This is a genomic window from Sulfitobacter sp. (genome assembly GCF_036960155.1).
Lineage (GTDB): Bacteria > Pseudomonadota > Alphaproteobacteria > Rhodobacterales > Rhodobacteraceae > Sulfitobacter.
In genome coordinates this window covers 33,518-48,508 of the sequence record NZ_JBALWB010000005.1, presented here as the reverse complement: position 1 = coordinate 48,508, position 14,991 = coordinate 33,518, and the positions used below count along the sequence as shown (strand labels likewise).

The 14,991-nt window shown below is 53.6% G+C and carries 11 protein-coding genes and 1 tRNA gene; 6 read left to right on the top strand and 6 right to left on the bottom strand.

All coding sequences use genetic code 11. The features are described from left to right. Nucleotides 1-87 precede the first annotated feature (87 nt). Nucleotides 88-1,146: a Hint domain-containing protein gene (locus V7775_RS12865; RefSeq protein WP_335752306.1), complete on the top strand. Its 1,059-nt coding sequence runs from the start codon at nt 88-90 to the stop codon at nt 1,144-1,146. On the opposite strand, the gene trpE is transcribed toward V7775_RS12865, so the two are convergent. From trpE to fabI, 6 genes are all read right to left on the bottom strand, one after another. Further along, on the bottom strand, nt 1,143-2,654 hold the full coding sequence (gene trpE, locus V7775_RS12860) for an anthranilate synthase component I (protein ID WP_335752305.1): 1,512 nt from the start codon (nt 2,652-2,654) through the stop codon (nt 1,143-1,145). The two genes, V7775_RS12865 and trpE, sit on opposite strands and share 4 nt — an antisense overlap. Before the next feature lies 1 nt (nt 2,655). After that, a complete protein-coding gene (locus V7775_RS12855) occupies nt 2,656-4,497 on the bottom strand; it encodes a peptidylprolyl isomerase (protein WP_335752304.1) in 1,842 nt (613 codons plus the stop codon). 66 nt (nt 4,498-4,563) lie between these two features. Continuing rightward, the gene (locus V7775_RS12850) at nt 4,564-5,748 is read right to left on the bottom strand and encodes an aminotransferase (protein WP_335752303.1); all 1,185 of its coding nucleotides are present in this window, start codon (nt 5,746-5,748) and stop codon (nt 4,564-4,566) included. A 66-nt stretch (nt 5,749-5,814) separates the two neighbouring features. Continuing rightward, entirely contained in the window at nt 5,815-6,336 is a 522-nt protein-coding gene (gene gpt, locus V7775_RS12845) for a xanthine phosphoribosyltransferase (RefSeq protein WP_335752302.1), read from the bottom strand. Between the two features lie 5 nt (nt 6,337-6,341). Next, nucleotides 6,342-6,944 carry a LysE family translocator gene (locus V7775_RS12840; protein WP_335752301.1) on the bottom strand — a complete coding sequence of 201 codons (603 nt, stop codon included), beginning with the start codon at nt 6,942-6,944 and terminating at the stop codon, nt 6,342-6,344. A 25-nt stretch (nt 6,945-6,969) separates the two neighbouring features. Next, a complete protein-coding gene (gene fabI, locus V7775_RS12835) occupies nt 6,970-7,776 on the bottom strand; it encodes an enoyl-ACP reductase FabI (RefSeq protein WP_335752300.1) in 807 nt (268 codons plus the stop codon). 234 nt (nt 7,777-8,010) lie between these two features. Here fabI and pdxH point away from each other — a divergent pair, with 234 nt between their 5' ends. The 5 genes from pdxH to V7775_RS12810 all read left to right on the top strand — a co-directional run bounded on the left by pdxH (nt 8,011) and on the right by V7775_RS12810 (nt 14,270). Beyond that, a complete protein-coding gene (gene pdxH, locus V7775_RS12830) occupies nt 8,011-8,616 on the top strand; it encodes a pyridoxamine 5'-phosphate oxidase (protein ID WP_335752299.1) in 606 nt (201 codons plus the stop codon). Nucleotides 8,617-8,695: 79 nt separating this feature from the next. After that, nucleotides 8,696-9,250: a cold-shock protein gene (locus tag V7775_RS12825; protein WP_335752298.1), complete on the top strand. Its 555-nt coding sequence runs from the start codon at nt 8,696-8,698 to the stop codon at nt 9,248-9,250. Beyond that, a complete protein-coding gene (locus V7775_RS12820) occupies nt 9,205-9,714 on the top strand; it encodes a DUF192 domain-containing protein (RefSeq protein ID WP_335752297.1) in 510 nt (169 codons plus the stop codon). The genes V7775_RS12825 and V7775_RS12820 overlap by 46 nt, the downstream gene beginning before the upstream one ends. A gap of 68 nt (nt 9,715-9,782) precedes the next feature. After that, nucleotides 9,783-9,859: transfer RNA gene (locus V7775_RS12815), tRNA-Pro, on the top strand. A gap of 754 nt (nt 9,860-10,613) precedes the next feature. Then, nucleotides 10,614-14,270: a vitamin B12-dependent ribonucleotide reductase gene (locus V7775_RS12810; RefSeq protein WP_335752296.1), complete on the top strand. Its 3,657-nt coding sequence runs from the start codon at nt 10,614-10,616 to the stop codon at nt 14,268-14,270. The last annotated feature ends 721 nt before the right edge of the window (nt 14,271-14,991 follow it).

Genomic DNA, 14,991 nt, shown 5'->3' with positions numbered 1-14,991 from the left:
AATACAGCGCCTTACCAAAGGCCAAGAGATGCCATAGAAATGTTGGAATATTGAGGGATGTTAGACCATCAATCTTAGGATGGCCCGATGTTCCTTTATGTATACAGCCCCAGTGATTTTGTTTCCGGTCTGCCTGATGAAAACGGCGCAACAGCGGCTGGTGGTCCTACTTGGACCCTGACACTTGTTGCCGGAGCACAGCCAACACTGATCGAAGTCACAGATGATGATCTGGTCTTTGACGAAGTTGATGGATCGCAAGTTCTAACCAATGCGGTCAATATTGATGGTGTTGGGCAAGCGGCTGGCACCTCTATCAATACGGCCTATGATCTGATCAACACAACGACGGGGCACAAGCTGACCTCGTTCCACTTTGGTGGAGATGGCTACCAGCAGGGTGCGGTTGATGGAATGGTCTCCACCGAACCGTTGCTTCCGGGTACGACCTATACGTTTAATAGCGCCCGCACATCACACCAACAAAGCAATGAATATGACGACTATGTTGCATGTTTTTGTACAGGAACGAAAATTGAAACCGCGCGTGGCGAAGTAAGTGTTGAGGAACTGCGCGCAGGGGACCTTGTTCACACGCTTGATCGTGGACCACAGCCTGTGATGGCAGTCTTGTCGCGCGAATTTGATGCCAATGCTCTGCAAGAGCGGCCCAACCTTCGGCCTGTTCGCATTCTGGCAGGCGCGTTGGGGCAGGGTGTGCCAACACGGGATCTGTGGGTTTCCCCTCAACACCGTTTTTTGGCGCGCTCACCTATTATTCAACGCATGTTTGGTGTGGATGAAACGCTACTTTGTGCAGCGCAGTTAACCATGCTGCCAAAGATTTGTGTCGATGAGAAAATTACCGATGTTACTTACTATCACATCGTGATGGAACAGCACGAAATCATCATCGCCGAAGGCACACCTACCGAGAGTTTCTTTTGTGGGCCACTGGCAGTCAAATCACTGGCACCAGCGGCGCGCCTCGAAATCGAGGAGATTTTCCCCGAGTTGCAGGTCAAAGGACATGCACCTCTGCCCGCGCGATCAATCCCAAACACGAAACGTCAGAAGCGGCTGATCCGCCGCCTTAGGCGGAATGACAAACCGATACTTGGTGATCCGTTGATTTCAGCCGCCTAGCTGTTTCCGCTTCCATCAAACCGTGCTGCGTCCTCGGCTGCGCGGCGGATAGCACCTGATTTATGAACTGTTTCCATGTATTCAGCTTCTGGGTCGCTGTCATAGACAACGCCGCCGCCCGCTTGGATATAAAGCATCTCGTCTTTGATCACTGCCGTGCGTAGGGCGATGCACATATCCATGTCGCCGCCAGCGCTGAAATATCCAACACCACCACCGTAGACACCACGTTTTTCGGGCTCTAGCTCGTCGATGATCTCCATCGCGCGGACCTTTGGCGCACCAGAAACGGTGCCTGCAGGCATGCCCGCAAAGAACGCATCAAGGGCATCACAATCTTCGCGCAGCTCACCCACAACGTTGGAAACGATGTGCATGACGTGGCTATAGCGTTCAACGATGAATTCTTCCGTAGGGCGCACTGTGCCAATCTTGGCAACGCGGCCCACATCGTTGCGGCCTAGATCAAACAGCATCAGGTGCTCGGCCAGTTCCTTGGGATCGTTCATCAGATCGGCCTCAAGCGCGCGATCTTCCTCAGGGGTTTGACCACGGGGCCGTGTGCCTGCGATGGGGCGAATGGTGATTTCCTGGCCAAACACCCGCACGAGAATTTCAGGGGAGGCACCCACAACGTGGAAGCCGCCAAAGTTGAAATAGAACATAAACGGTGAGGGGTTTGTGCGGCGCAATGAGCGGTAGAGCGCGAAGGGCGGTTGGCGGAATTCCTGTGCCCACCGCTGGGACGGGACTACCTGAAAGATATCGCCTGCCTTGATGTATTCTTTGGCTTTTAGAACGGCGTCTTTGTAGCCGTCTTTTGTGAAGTTGCTGACCGGTTCGGGGGCTTGACTGGCATTGCCCAGATCGCGGGATGTGCCTGCTGGTGTGCGCTCAAGGTCGCGCACCGCGTCCATCACCCGTTCGGCGGCCTGCGCATAGGCTGCGCGCGCGGATTGGCCGTCTTTGACCCATGCGGGCGAAACAACGGTGACTTCACCTTTTACGCCGTCGAGCACGGCAATGACCGAAGGGCGCAGCATAACCGCATCAGGCAGGCCCAACGGATCATGGTTGATGTCAGGCAGATGTTCAACCAGACGGATCATGTCATACCCGAGATAGCCAAACAAGCCTGCGGCAGATTGCGGCAGATCGTCTGGCAGGTCAATTTTGCTCTCGGCGATCAGGTTGCGCAGGGCGTCCAGCGGGTCACCCTGCATGTCTGTATATGCATCCGGATCATAGCGCGCGGCGCGGTTCACCTCAGAACTGGTGCCGCGACAGCGCCAAATCAAATCCGGCTTCATGCCAATAATCGAATAGCGCCCGCGCACTTCACCGCCAGTGACGGATTCAAGCACAAAGGTGTTCTCCGCAGCGCCGCCCAGCTTGAGCATGAGCGACACAGGAGTATCCAGATCAGCCGCAAGACGGGTGTAAACGACCTGATGGTCGCCCGCGTTATAGTGGCTGGCAAAGGTGTCAAAATCGGGTGTCAGTGCCATGTTATTGGAAATTCACGTTAACGGCGCTGATAGCGCGTGGATCAATGTTTTGGCCGGCACGCAAAAGCGTATCGTCTGAGAAGATATCAAACAGGCCGCGGGCGAGGGCATCGTTTTGCTGCTCACGCAGACGGGCAACCAGCTCTTGGGCTTGGGCGTTATCATCCGCCTCGTTAATCGCGTCTAATCGAACCAGAACAACGGATTCAGCGCCATCGATGATGCGGATGTCGCCGACTTCCATTTCAAAGACGTTGCTCATGAAACCGGCAGGGGTAGCGGCGATGAAACTGCTGCGTGTTTGCTCGGATTCGACACGTTCGGTTAAGCCCAATTCTGGCAGAGTGGTGCCTGTTTCGGCCTCTGTCTTTGCGGCTTCGGCGTCGGCACGCAACTGCGTTACGATTTGCTCAGCACGCCAGCGCGCAGCAACTTCTTCGGTTACGTCTTCGTATGATGCTGGGCGCTCTGGCAGTGCTTCATCTAGGCGTAGGGCGAAAATACCACCATCATCGAGCTGATCAATCTTCGGGAAGTCGCCTTGGGAAACGGATGCAGCAGCGCTGCGGAACCCTTCATAGGCGGCGATTGTATCGCTGCTTTCGGCGGTCCAATCGATTTGCCCCAACACCATGTCTGTTTGCTCGGCCAATTCCTCTAGGGTCGAGCCACCTGCAAGGCGGTCGTCAAAATCTTCGGCTTGGGCTTCGACGATCCGGATGGCACGGTCTGCAGCAAGGGCATCGCGCAGCTGAGGTTCTGCCTGTTCAAAGGTAATGTTTTGGGCAGGCAGAACCGCGTTGACGCGGAATAGGGCCGGGCCCAAATTACTGGGGGCAGGGCCGACAACATCACCAACTTCAGCAGAAAAAACGGGCGCGCCAGCGGCACCCAGAGATGCCTCATCCACGTCACCCAAATCAATGTCTGACAGGGCCAGACCACGCTCAAGGACCAATGCTTCGAATGTGGTACCGCCAACTTCCAGTGCTGCAGCGGCCTGATCGGCGCTGGCCTGATCGCCAAATACCAAACGCTCGGTCAGGCGGCGCTCAGACTGGTTATACTGATCTGCGCGGGCATCGTATTCTTTGCGTAGGTCTTCTTCGGGCAATTCGACCTGGTCGATAATATCGGTTGGGTTGAGCCATGCGAAAGTGATTTTTTTGCTGGCAGGCAACACAAAATCATCTGCGTTGGCTTCAAAATAGGTTTTCAACGTCGCTTCATCAGCGTCTTGGATCGGTGTTTCCAACGTGGCCTCGTCAAACAACACCCAAGTGAAGGCGCGCTCTTGGCTCACGTAGGCCACAAGGGTTTCTGCATAGACTGCAGGCATTTCAACACCACTAAGCACGGCACCTTGCAGCAATTGGCGTGAGGATTCCTCACGCAGGTTTGTTTCAAACTCGGCTTCGTTCAGACCCGCCGAACGTAGGGATTGTGCGTATCCATCGCGGTCAAAGGAGCCATCGATACCTTGAAAGGCAGGAATTTGCAGGATGCGATCGCGCAGCAATTCATCACCGATGGACAGGCCCATTTGCGTCGCTTCATGGTCCAGCGCGCGATCACGCATGATGCGTTGCAGGACTGCACGGTCCAAACCCAACGCCTGAGCCTGTTGAAAGCTCATGGCAGAACCAGTTTGGCGGCTGATCGCGTTCAGTTCTTGTTGTATTTGACGAGCATAGGTATCCACGGCGATCGACTTGTCTCCGACCGTGCCGATGGTGCGGATGTTACCGCTAAGGTTGACGGCGCCAAAGCCACCCAAACCGATGAATAACAGGCCCATAAGGCCCCACATTGCGGTTTTGCCGACGTTTGATTTCTTGGCCATGGTGCATACCCTCCGAACGGTGTTTGCGTCTGTCTAAGGGCTTGACCGCAGAGGAGCAAGAGGGCGCTATCTGTGGGGCAGGTCCAGTGTGCTGAGACGTTCAAATAACGTGGCTATTCCGTCCACATCAAGATTGGCAAAAGCAATGCGTAACTGCTTTGCACCAGCTGAATTGTCTTCGGGATAGAACATCGTGCCGGGCAGACACAAAACGCCAGCTTCACGCACCATAACGGGTGCTAACTCAGCACTGCTCATGGCAAACGGGTGCTGCAAATAGGCAAAATAGCCGCCCAAGCCCATCAGCGACCAACCTTTAGCCTTGAGGGATGGCATGTTGTCTGTGATGGCTGCACGGCGTTTGAGAATTTCGTCCCGTTCCCCTGCAAGCCATTGATCAAGGTTCTGCATTCCCCAAAGTGCGGCATGCTGACCAACCTGATTGGGGCAAATAGCAACCGTATCGAGAAACTTTTCCACCTCCGCCAAACGCGCAGGCGAGGCGAGCATTGCCCCAACGCGGTGTCCGGTCAGGCGGTAAGCTTTGGAAAAGGAATAAAGATGGATCAGCGTGTCGTCCCAATCATCGCGTTTGAACAGGCTATGCGGCGCGTCTGTTGACGAATGAAAGTCGCGGTACGTCTCGTCAACGATCAAGGCAATGCCGCGTGCTTTTGCGATGTCATAAAACGCGGTGATCAGATCATCGGGGTATTCAACGCCAGTGGGGTTGTTGGGCGTGACCAGTACAATTGCGCGGGTGCGCGGCGTAATCAGTTTTGTCACGTCCCACGGATCAGGCATCATGTCGCTTTCGCATTTCAGCGGGACAGTTTTTACGCCAGACATGTCGAGCCACATCTTATGGTTAAAGTACCAAGGAACGGGGATGATAACTTCATCACCTTCACTACAAAGTGACGCAATGGCTGCAGCAAAGGCCTGATTACAACCCGAAGTTATTGAAGCCTGAGCGCCACTGACAGTGCCGCCGTATATCCGCGCAGTTCGGGCTGCCAGTTCATCGCGCAAAGCAGGCAAGCCAAGGACGGGACCGTAAAGATGCACATCATCATCATTTAGCACCGCATCCGCCATCGCCTGACGCATATCAGGGTGGGGCGCTTCCACTGGGGCGGCTTGGCTCACGTTGATGAGCGGGCGATCCGCGGGGAAGGTTACACCATCCAGCCAACGACGCGCCTCCATAACTGGGGGCGGGAAGGTGGCGGCGGTGCGTGAATGCGTCATGGGATGCGTCCGGATGAGGGTATGAAATGAAGTGTTAACGCAGCTTATCGCTGTTTGGCTGCGCGTTTAGTCTTTGCCGCGATATGGTTCGACATATTGCAGGGCCATATCCCACGGGAAGAAGATCCACGTGTCTTGGCTGACACCGGTGATAAAGGTATCCACCATCGGTTCGCCTTCTGGTTTTGCATAAACCGTTGCGAAGTGGGCCTTGGGGTATAGCGTGCGGACCAGCTCAAGGGTTTTGCCGCTGTCGACCAGATCATCAATAATAAGGATGCCTGTGCCGTCACCCATCATTTCTGCGTCTGGTGATTTAAGCACGCGGGCCTCGCGGCGATCATCTGCTTTGCCTCCGCCAGAGTGGTAGGACACCACGGAAATTGTATCCACGGTGCGAACGTCCAACTCGCGTGCGATGATCATTGCGGGGGCCATGCCTCCGCGGGTGATCGCAACGATTGCACGCCATGCACCGTCATCGGGGCCTTTTCCATCCAGACGCCATGCCAGCGCACGGCTGTCGCGGTGGATTTGATCCCAGCTGATGTGAAAACCTTTTTCGTGCGGCAGACGTGTGTCGGACATGAATGTTACCTTTGTAGAAGAAGTTTCAGACCAAGCCCGCCCAGCAAAATGGCGGCAGCACGATCAATGATTGGTTTGGCGCGCAAAAAGCGCGAGCGGGCAGCAGGTGCAGTCAATATGAACGCACAAACAGTATAAAACAGGATTTCAAGAACGAGATGGTTGAGCGTGACAAACGCGATCTCGGCTCCCGTCAGGTTAGGTGGGAACACCACAACCAGTACAGCGGCTGCAAAGAGCACGGATTTTGGATTGCCCAGATTAACCAAGAACCCGTCAATAAATGCACGCCCTTGCGCCTTTGGCGCGTCATTGAGCGGGGCAGCGGCACTGCGCCATGTCTTAATCGCAAGATAGATAAGGTAGACAGCACCACCAATTTTCAGCGCGGCAAAGGCCCAAGGGAACAATGCAAACAACGCGTCCATGCCCAAGAGCGCGGCCAATGTCCAAAGACAGGCCATCACGCCAAGGCCAAGGCCCGTCGCGATGCCTGCGCGCCGCCCATTAGAAACGGAACTGCGCACAGCCATCAAAAAGGCCGCGCCGGGACTGAGGATCGAAATAATCAGAACCGCGTTAAATGCGATGAGATGTTCAAACGTCATTCCTGTGCGCCTTTTTTATGTGTGGTTAGCCCTTGGCCATATCTGGCGCGTCGACGGCTTTCATGCCGACAACGTGGTATCCAGCATCAACGTGTAGGTTTTCACCTGTGGTGCCAGAGCCCAGATCAGACAGCAGATACAAAGCAGATTTGCCAACTTCGTCGATGGTGACATTGCGCCGCAGGGGAGAATTATATTCGTTCCATTTCATGATGTACCGAAAGTCACCAATTCCTGATGCCGCAAGTGTTTTGATTGGACCCGCTGAAATGGCGTTCACGCGAATACCATCTTTGCCTAAATCTTCGGCAAGGTACTGCACCGATGCCTCCAAAGCAGCCTTTGCGACACCCATTACATTATAGTGCGGCATTACTTTTTCCGCGCCGTAGTAGGTGAGCGTTAGGCAAGAGCCGCCGTTGTTCATCATCTTCTCGGCACGTTGAACAACTGCTGTGAAAGAATAGACCGAGATATCCATTGATAGGGCAAAATTGGAGCGGCTTGTATCTACGTAACGACCGCGCAGTTCGTTTTTGTCCGAAAAGCCAATAGCGTGTACGATGAAATCCAGATTGTCCCAACGCTCGGCTAGACCTGCGAAAAGGGCGTCAATGGACTCCTCGTCGCCAACATCACAAGGCAAAACGATATCTGATCCCAGTTGTGCAGCCAGCGGGTTAACGCGTTTTTTCAGCGCGTCGCCTTGGTACGAAAACGCTAGCTCTGCACCAGCGTCGCTTAGCTGTTTGGCAATGCCCCAGGCAATTGATTTGTCGTTGGCCAATCCCATGATTAACCCGCGCTTGCCTGCCATTAGATTGTTAGACATTGACGTAAACTCCGTTCATTAACGATTAGCGATTTGTCTACGCGATTGGCTGGCGACCATCAAGTCAAGGCGTGGGATATAGTGATTTTGGTTGCACAGGCCGCCAGTTTGGTAGAATTGAGTGGTAACGTAATAGTATGCCTACGCTGGGAAGCTAATTGTGATGCTTGAGTGGACTGTCAGATCCATTGAGTAACCTAAGTGCGGCGGCAATACAGTAGTGAGGAGCGTGTAATGACCAACCGAACTGGTATTTTTGCAGGAAATGACCCATTTGCTCTCGCGCGTGAATGGCTTGGCACAGCTGCCGAACAAGAAATAAATGACCCAGATGCAATGGCGCTTAGTACGGTCGATGCCGATGGCATGCCTAATGTGCGTGTCGTTCTTCTTAAGGCGATCGAAGACGACGCATTTGTCTTTTATACCAACTACGGTAGCGCAAAGGCCCAAGAGCTGGATCAATCAGGTAAGGCTGCATTTGTCATCCATTGGAAAACCTTGCGACGCCAAATCCGCGCGCGTGGTTTGATTACCCGTGAAGACGGACCAATTGCAGATGCATATTACGCTTCGCGCTCCCTCAAGAGTCGCCTAGGGGCTTGGGCGTCTGATCAGTCACAACCCCTTGAGGACCGCGCGGTCCTGGAAAAAAGGCTTGAGGATGCGACAGCGAAGTATGGAGATAATCCACCTCGTCCACCTTATTGGGGCGGCTTTCGTTTGCGGCCTCTCGAACTAGAGTTCTGGGGTGACGGAGATGCGCGGCTTCACAATCGATACCAGTGGCGCCGCAGTTCAGTTGATGCAGAATGGGATATTAAGTTACTGAACCCATAGGGATGTATAAGATCCGCCTATTATTTTGGCGGTGGGCCTGTTTGGCCTAAGAGTAGATTTGAAAGACGGTTAGACCAATATGACACATACGGACGAGAATGAGCCGGTGCAAAAGCGTGTTTTGGGAATCGTTAAATGGTTTGACCCGGTTAAGGGTTTTGGTTTTGTTGTATCCGAAGACGGTGGTGCCGATATACTACTGCACGTAAATGTGCTGAGAAATTACGGACAAAGCTCGGTTGCTGATGGATCACGAGTTGATTTGTTGGTGCAAGAGACTGACCGTGGCGTGCAAGCGTCAGAAGTGCTGTCCGTTGTGCCGCCCGAAGGGGCCTATACAACTTTGGACGACATCGCAGAGATGGATAAGGACGAGATCGCGCGCAGCCCGATGATGGCAGCGAGGATCAAGTGGTTCGATAAAGCCAAAGGGTTTGGATTTGCCAATGCCTTTGGTAAAAGCGAAGATATATTTGTGCATGTGGATGTGCTGCGTCAGTCAGGATTATCTGATCTGGCCCCTGGTGAAGCCATCGCAATGCGCGTGATCGAAGGCAAGCGGGGCCGCATGGCGGCAGAGGTGCAAGCGTGGGAAACAATAATTATAGCAGACGAAGATTCATCGCAGGACTAGCGGCCAGCACTGCTTTAGCGTCGCCAGCATTTGCACAGACATCTTTGCTGCCTTGTCAGTCAGACCGGGCAACGATTACAGGCGGATTTGGCAAGGCGATTTTTAGCGTAGATGTTGCTGCATCTGACGCCAGCCGGGCACAAGGGCTGATGAATGTCGCAAACATGCCTTTGAGCAAGGGCATGCTGTTTGTATATGACAAACCCCAGCGGATGAGCTTTTGGATGCGCAACACGCTGATCGAGCTGGATATGCTATTCTTGGATGGCTTTGGTGTGATCAGGCACATCCATCACCGTGCGCAGCCGCTTGATGAAACCGTCATTTCTCCGGGCGATATGCTTTTGATGGGCGCGCTTGAGATCAACGGTGGATTGGCGAAACGTATGGGTATTGGGGTAGGGGATGTGCTGCGTCATCCAGCATTTGCCAGCCGTGAAACACCGTGGAATTGCAGTGAATGAAATTAGATTCACAAAGAGGACTATTTAGTCTTTTCAATCCTGTGTGGCTTCGCTAAAGAAGCCTTAGTCGGGGCGTGGCGCAGCCTGGTAGCGCACCTGTTTTGGGTACAGGGGGTCGGAAGTTCGAATCTTCTCGCCCCGACCATTCTACAAAAACCCAACATCTTGTTTGGCTCTTCTGCATTAGCAGAAGGGCCACAAGGCGTTTTAAGGCCACCCAGTTTTTCATTTATTCGGGTTTCTCCATCACCACTTGATTGGGATTCGAACAATTGGGCGCCATCGCCGGATTTTCTTAATAACTACATATAGTGTTGGTTAACCAAAAGTTAACGCATTCTGCTACTACCAGTGGTGTTTTCCCCACAATTTGGTGTGGCCCAGAAACCCATTTTGAACGATCGGCGGGATTTGGTTATTTTTTTTCTGACGATCAAAAATGAGGCGAGCTGGCGGTATTCACAAACTGAATCATTTAAAAACAAACGGGATGGCTAGGCTAAGTTAGCTAAAAGTATTGGTTTTCTAGGTGCCAGTTTTTAAGACTGCTTCGCCTTGGTTTTGGTCGTGAATCACATCTGGCTGCAAGCGCGGTTTCCGATGGTGTCCGTCAACCCATTTTCTGGCTCACGGAAGGTAAAAAAATCGTTGACCTGTTAGGGTCATCTACGCCAAATTGCGGGTGCTGACGACGCAGCCACAACATGTAGTGATAAAACGCTCAATTGGCGGGTCGCGCAACAAAGTACAGGCAAACGGTCTTTATATGACGGTTCGATCGGTGCGCGTGTTAGGGGATCCTCCCTTGGCCGCGGCTATGGCTGACTTTGCTGTTTGGTGACGAGGTGGGCGGGCAAATGCGCGTCTAAAAATGAAGAAGCTGGAAATGGGGCAGCGCGATGAAAATTGAACGGAATTTCACTACTCAAGGAAAAGACGCCTACGCAGATTTGGATTTCGTGAGCACGGTCTCCGAAATTCGCAATCCTGATGGTTCGATAGTCTTTCATCTCGACAATGTCGAAGTGCCCAAATCCTGGAGCCAAGTGGCCTCCGATGTCATTGCTCAAAAATATTTCCGCAAGGCGGGCGTGCCTTCCAAAGTTAAACGCGTGAAAGAAAAGAACGTTCCAGAGTTCTTGTGGCGTTCTGTTCCTGATGAGGACGCCGAAATGGGCGGTGAGACGTCTTCCAAGCAGGTCTTTGATCGTCTTGCAGGCGCATGGGCGTACTGGGGCTGGAAGGGCGGCTATTTCAGCACAGAAGAAGACGCACGCAGCTACTATGACGAAATGCGTCACATGCTGGCCTCACAGCGCGCCGCACCGAATTCCCCACAATGGTTTAACACTGGTTTGCACTGGGCATATGGTATCGATGGTCCGGCACAGGGCCACTACTATGTGGATCATAAAACTGGCGTGCTGACCCGCTCAACCTCCAGCTATGAACATCCCCAGCCACACGCATGTTTTATCCAGTCAGTAGCGGATGATCTGGTGGGTGATGGCGGCATCATGGATCTCTGGGTGCGCGAAGCACGTCTGTTCAAATACGGTTCCGGCACAGGCACGAATTTCTCGTCCTTGCGCGGAGCAGGAGAGAGCCTGTCAGGCGGCGGCAAGTCTTCTGGTCTGATGGGGTTCCTGAAAATCGGTGACCGCGCTGCAGGTGCAATCAAATCAGGCGGCACAACGCGCCGCGCGGCCAAGATGGTCATCGTGGATGCCGATCACCCGGATGTTGAGGACTTCATCAACTGGAAAGTGCTTGAAGAGCAAAAGGTTGCCTCCATCGTCGCGGGCTCAAAAATGCACGAGCAAAAGCTGAACCTGATTTTTAAGGCGATTGCGGGCTGGGATGGTCTGGAAGCAGACGCCTATGACCCTGCTAAGAACGAGCAGTTAAAAGACGCGATCCGTGCGGCCAAAAAAGTTGCAATCCCAGAGACATACGTAAAGCGCGTGTTGGATTATGCAAAGCAGGGCCATACCTCAATTGAATTCCCGACCTACGACACGGATTGGGACTCCGAGGCGTATAGCTCGGTCTCTGGCCAAAACTCGAATAACTCGATCCGCGTAACTAACGGCTTTTTGACCGCTTGCGAAAAAGACGCTGATTGGGAGCTGCTAGACCGTACAACTGGCAAAGTCGCCAAAACAATCCGCGCACGTGATTTGTGGGATCAGGTTGGCCATGCCGCATGGGCCTGCGCCGATCCGGGCATCCAATACCACGACACAGTGAACGACTGGCACACTTGCCCCGAAGACGGCGCGATCCGCGGATCCAACCCGTGTTCGGAATACATGTTCCTTGATGATACAGCTTGTAACCTTGCCTCCATGAACCTGCTGACCTTCCTTAAGGATGGCGAGTTTCAGGTTGAAGATTACATGCACGCATCCCGTCTGTGGACTGTGACGCTGGAAATCTCGGTGATGATGGCGCAGTTCCCCTCCAAAGAGATTGCACAGCGGTCTTATGACTTCCGCACATTGGGCCTTGGCTATGCCAACATCGGTGGCTTGCTGATGAACATGGGCTTTAGCTATGACAGTGACGAAGGCCGCGCGTTGTGTGGTGCCTTGACTGCGATTATGACGGGCGTTGCCTATGCAACATCTGCCGAAATGGCACGTGAACTGGGCGCATTCCCGGGCTACAGCAAAAACAGCAAGCACATGCTGCGGGTCATTCGTAACCACCGTCATGCCGCCTACGGCGAAGCGACCGGATATGAAAACCTTGCGATCAAGCCTTTGCCGCTTGATCACGCCAACTGCCCACAGGCGGGTCTGGTTGATGTGGCGATGTCCACATGGGACGAGGCGCTGAAGCTGGGTGAACAGCACGGTTACCGCAACGCACAAACGTCCGTGATTGCGCCAACTGGCACCATCGGTCTGGTGATGGATTGCGACACAACAGGGATCGAGCCTGACTTTGCTCTGGTGAAGTTCAAGAAACTTGCAGGCGGCGGTTACTTTAAGATCATCAACCAATCCGTTCCAGCAGCACTAGAAAAGCAAGGTTACGGTTCGGCGCAGATCGAAGAAATCGTAGGTTACGCGGTTGGTCATGGGACCATCGGCAATGCACCGGGCATCAACCACACCACGTTGATGGGCCACGGATTTGGACCAAATGAACTGGCCAAGATTGACGGCGCGCTGGCCTCTGCATTCGACATCAGGTTTGTGTTCAACCAGTGGACGCTGGGCGAAGAATTCTGCACCCAAGTTTTGGGTATTCCCGCGGCGAAACTGAATGACCCCACGTTTGATCTGCTGAAATCCCTTGGATTCTCCAAGCAGGACGTAAGCGCAGCAAACGACCATGTTTGTGGCACAATGACGCTGGAAGGTGCGCCGCACCTGAAAGAAGAGCATTACAGTATCTTTGATTGCGCCAACCCCTGCGGCAAAAAGGGCAAACGTTACCTGTCCGTCAACAGCCACATCTACATGATGGCAGCGGCACAATCGTTTATCTCTGGGGCGATCTCGAAAACGATCAACATGCCAAACGATGCAACCATCGAGGACTGCCAAAAAGCCTATGAGCTGTCATGGTCCTTGGGTATTAAGGCAAACGCGCTGTACCGCGACGGCTCTAAATTGTCCCAACCACTAGCGGCGGCATTGGTTGAAGATGATGATGAAGCGGCAGAAACGCTGGAAAGCGGATCAAACCACGAGAAAGCAGTCGTGCTGGCGGAAAAGATCGTCGAGAAGGTGATCGTCAAAGAGATCATCAAATCACACCGCGAAAAGATGCCACAGCGCCGCAAAGGCTATACTCAGAAGGCCAACGTGGGCGGGCACAAAGTGTACCTGCGCACGGGGGAATATGAGGACGGCAACCTAGGTGAAATCTTTATCGATATGCACAAAGAGGGTGCTGGGTTCCGTGCGATGATGAACAATTTCGCCATCGCTGTCTCTGTAGGCCTGCAATACGGTGTGCCACTGGAGGAGTTCGTTGACGCGTTCACCTTCACCAAGTTTGAACCAGCGGGCATGGTGCAAGGCAACGACAGCATCAAATCAGCAACCTCGATCCTCGATTACATCTTCCGTGAGTTGGCAGTCAGCTATCTGGACCGTACGGACCTTGCGCATGTACAGCCGCAGGGAGCGACGTTCGACACCTTGGGCCGTGGTGATGAAGAAAGCGTCTCGAATGTCTCCAGTGTCTCCGAGAACGCGGCTTCTAAATCGCTCGAAGTACTGCGCCAGATTACCTCGCAAGGTTACTTGCGCAACCGTGTGCCGCAAAACCTGACAGTGCTACAAGGCGGGCAATCCGCTGCGATGGATGCAATTTCATCGCTGGTCCCTGAGGGCGACGGCGGTGTTGCCACTGCAACTGTTGTAGCAACCAACACCACTGCAATATCTTCGGGCCTCGTGTCGATGGACCTACGCAGCAAGGCCAAGATGCAAGGCTATGAGGGTGAAGCATGTGGCGAATGCGGCAACTATACACTGGTGCGCAACGGCACCTGCATGAAGTGCAACACCTGCGGCGGGACATCCGGCTGTAGCTGATACGAGATAGGGTGGGGGCGGTACTTAGTTCCTTCCCACCTTTACATGGGGCGGGTGCGCTCGCCCCTGACGCTGACCAAGCCGCAGGCATAAAATAATAACGAGCGGTAAACTAATGAGCCTGGTCATGCGAACCTCGGGGTGCCCTTGTGGCATCCCTTTTTCTTTGGCACATCTCTGAGACTACGATCGCTCGTCGTTTCAGGGATGCCGCGAGACTACAGAACACAGTTGCCCTTCATGCGGACGAGACTGCGGCGTCTTTTGCATCGCGTTTGACTGCGGTTAACGGGAGTCCAACTATGGCGGAACTCTTAATGGATGCCGAGCATTCGATGACGGGATTTCTGAAGGGTGATCAATAAACCTTCAATACGCTTGCCGCTCTCGGTGGCGTCACACTCGATGATCTGTCCCAGTATGCATTCATCCCGAAGGGAATTTCTACATATTGGTGCATGGGACAGGTACTTGGGATGCACAACCTTCTGAGGGGACGAAGCCGCATTTTGCCCAGCGTGCTTTCGCGAAGATACAGGCCCCGAGTTGCCCGCTTATACGGCACTTGGGGCGTGGTCGTATCCTGTGGGCGTTTGCGTCAGCGCGTGTATGTCACATTCACTAGCTGTTGCTGGTCTCGGCACCAGAAGACATTGTCCAGCATGAATTCTTCGATACGTGGTCGCTCTGGTTGCCCTAGATTGGCGAGGGGTCCCTTGAT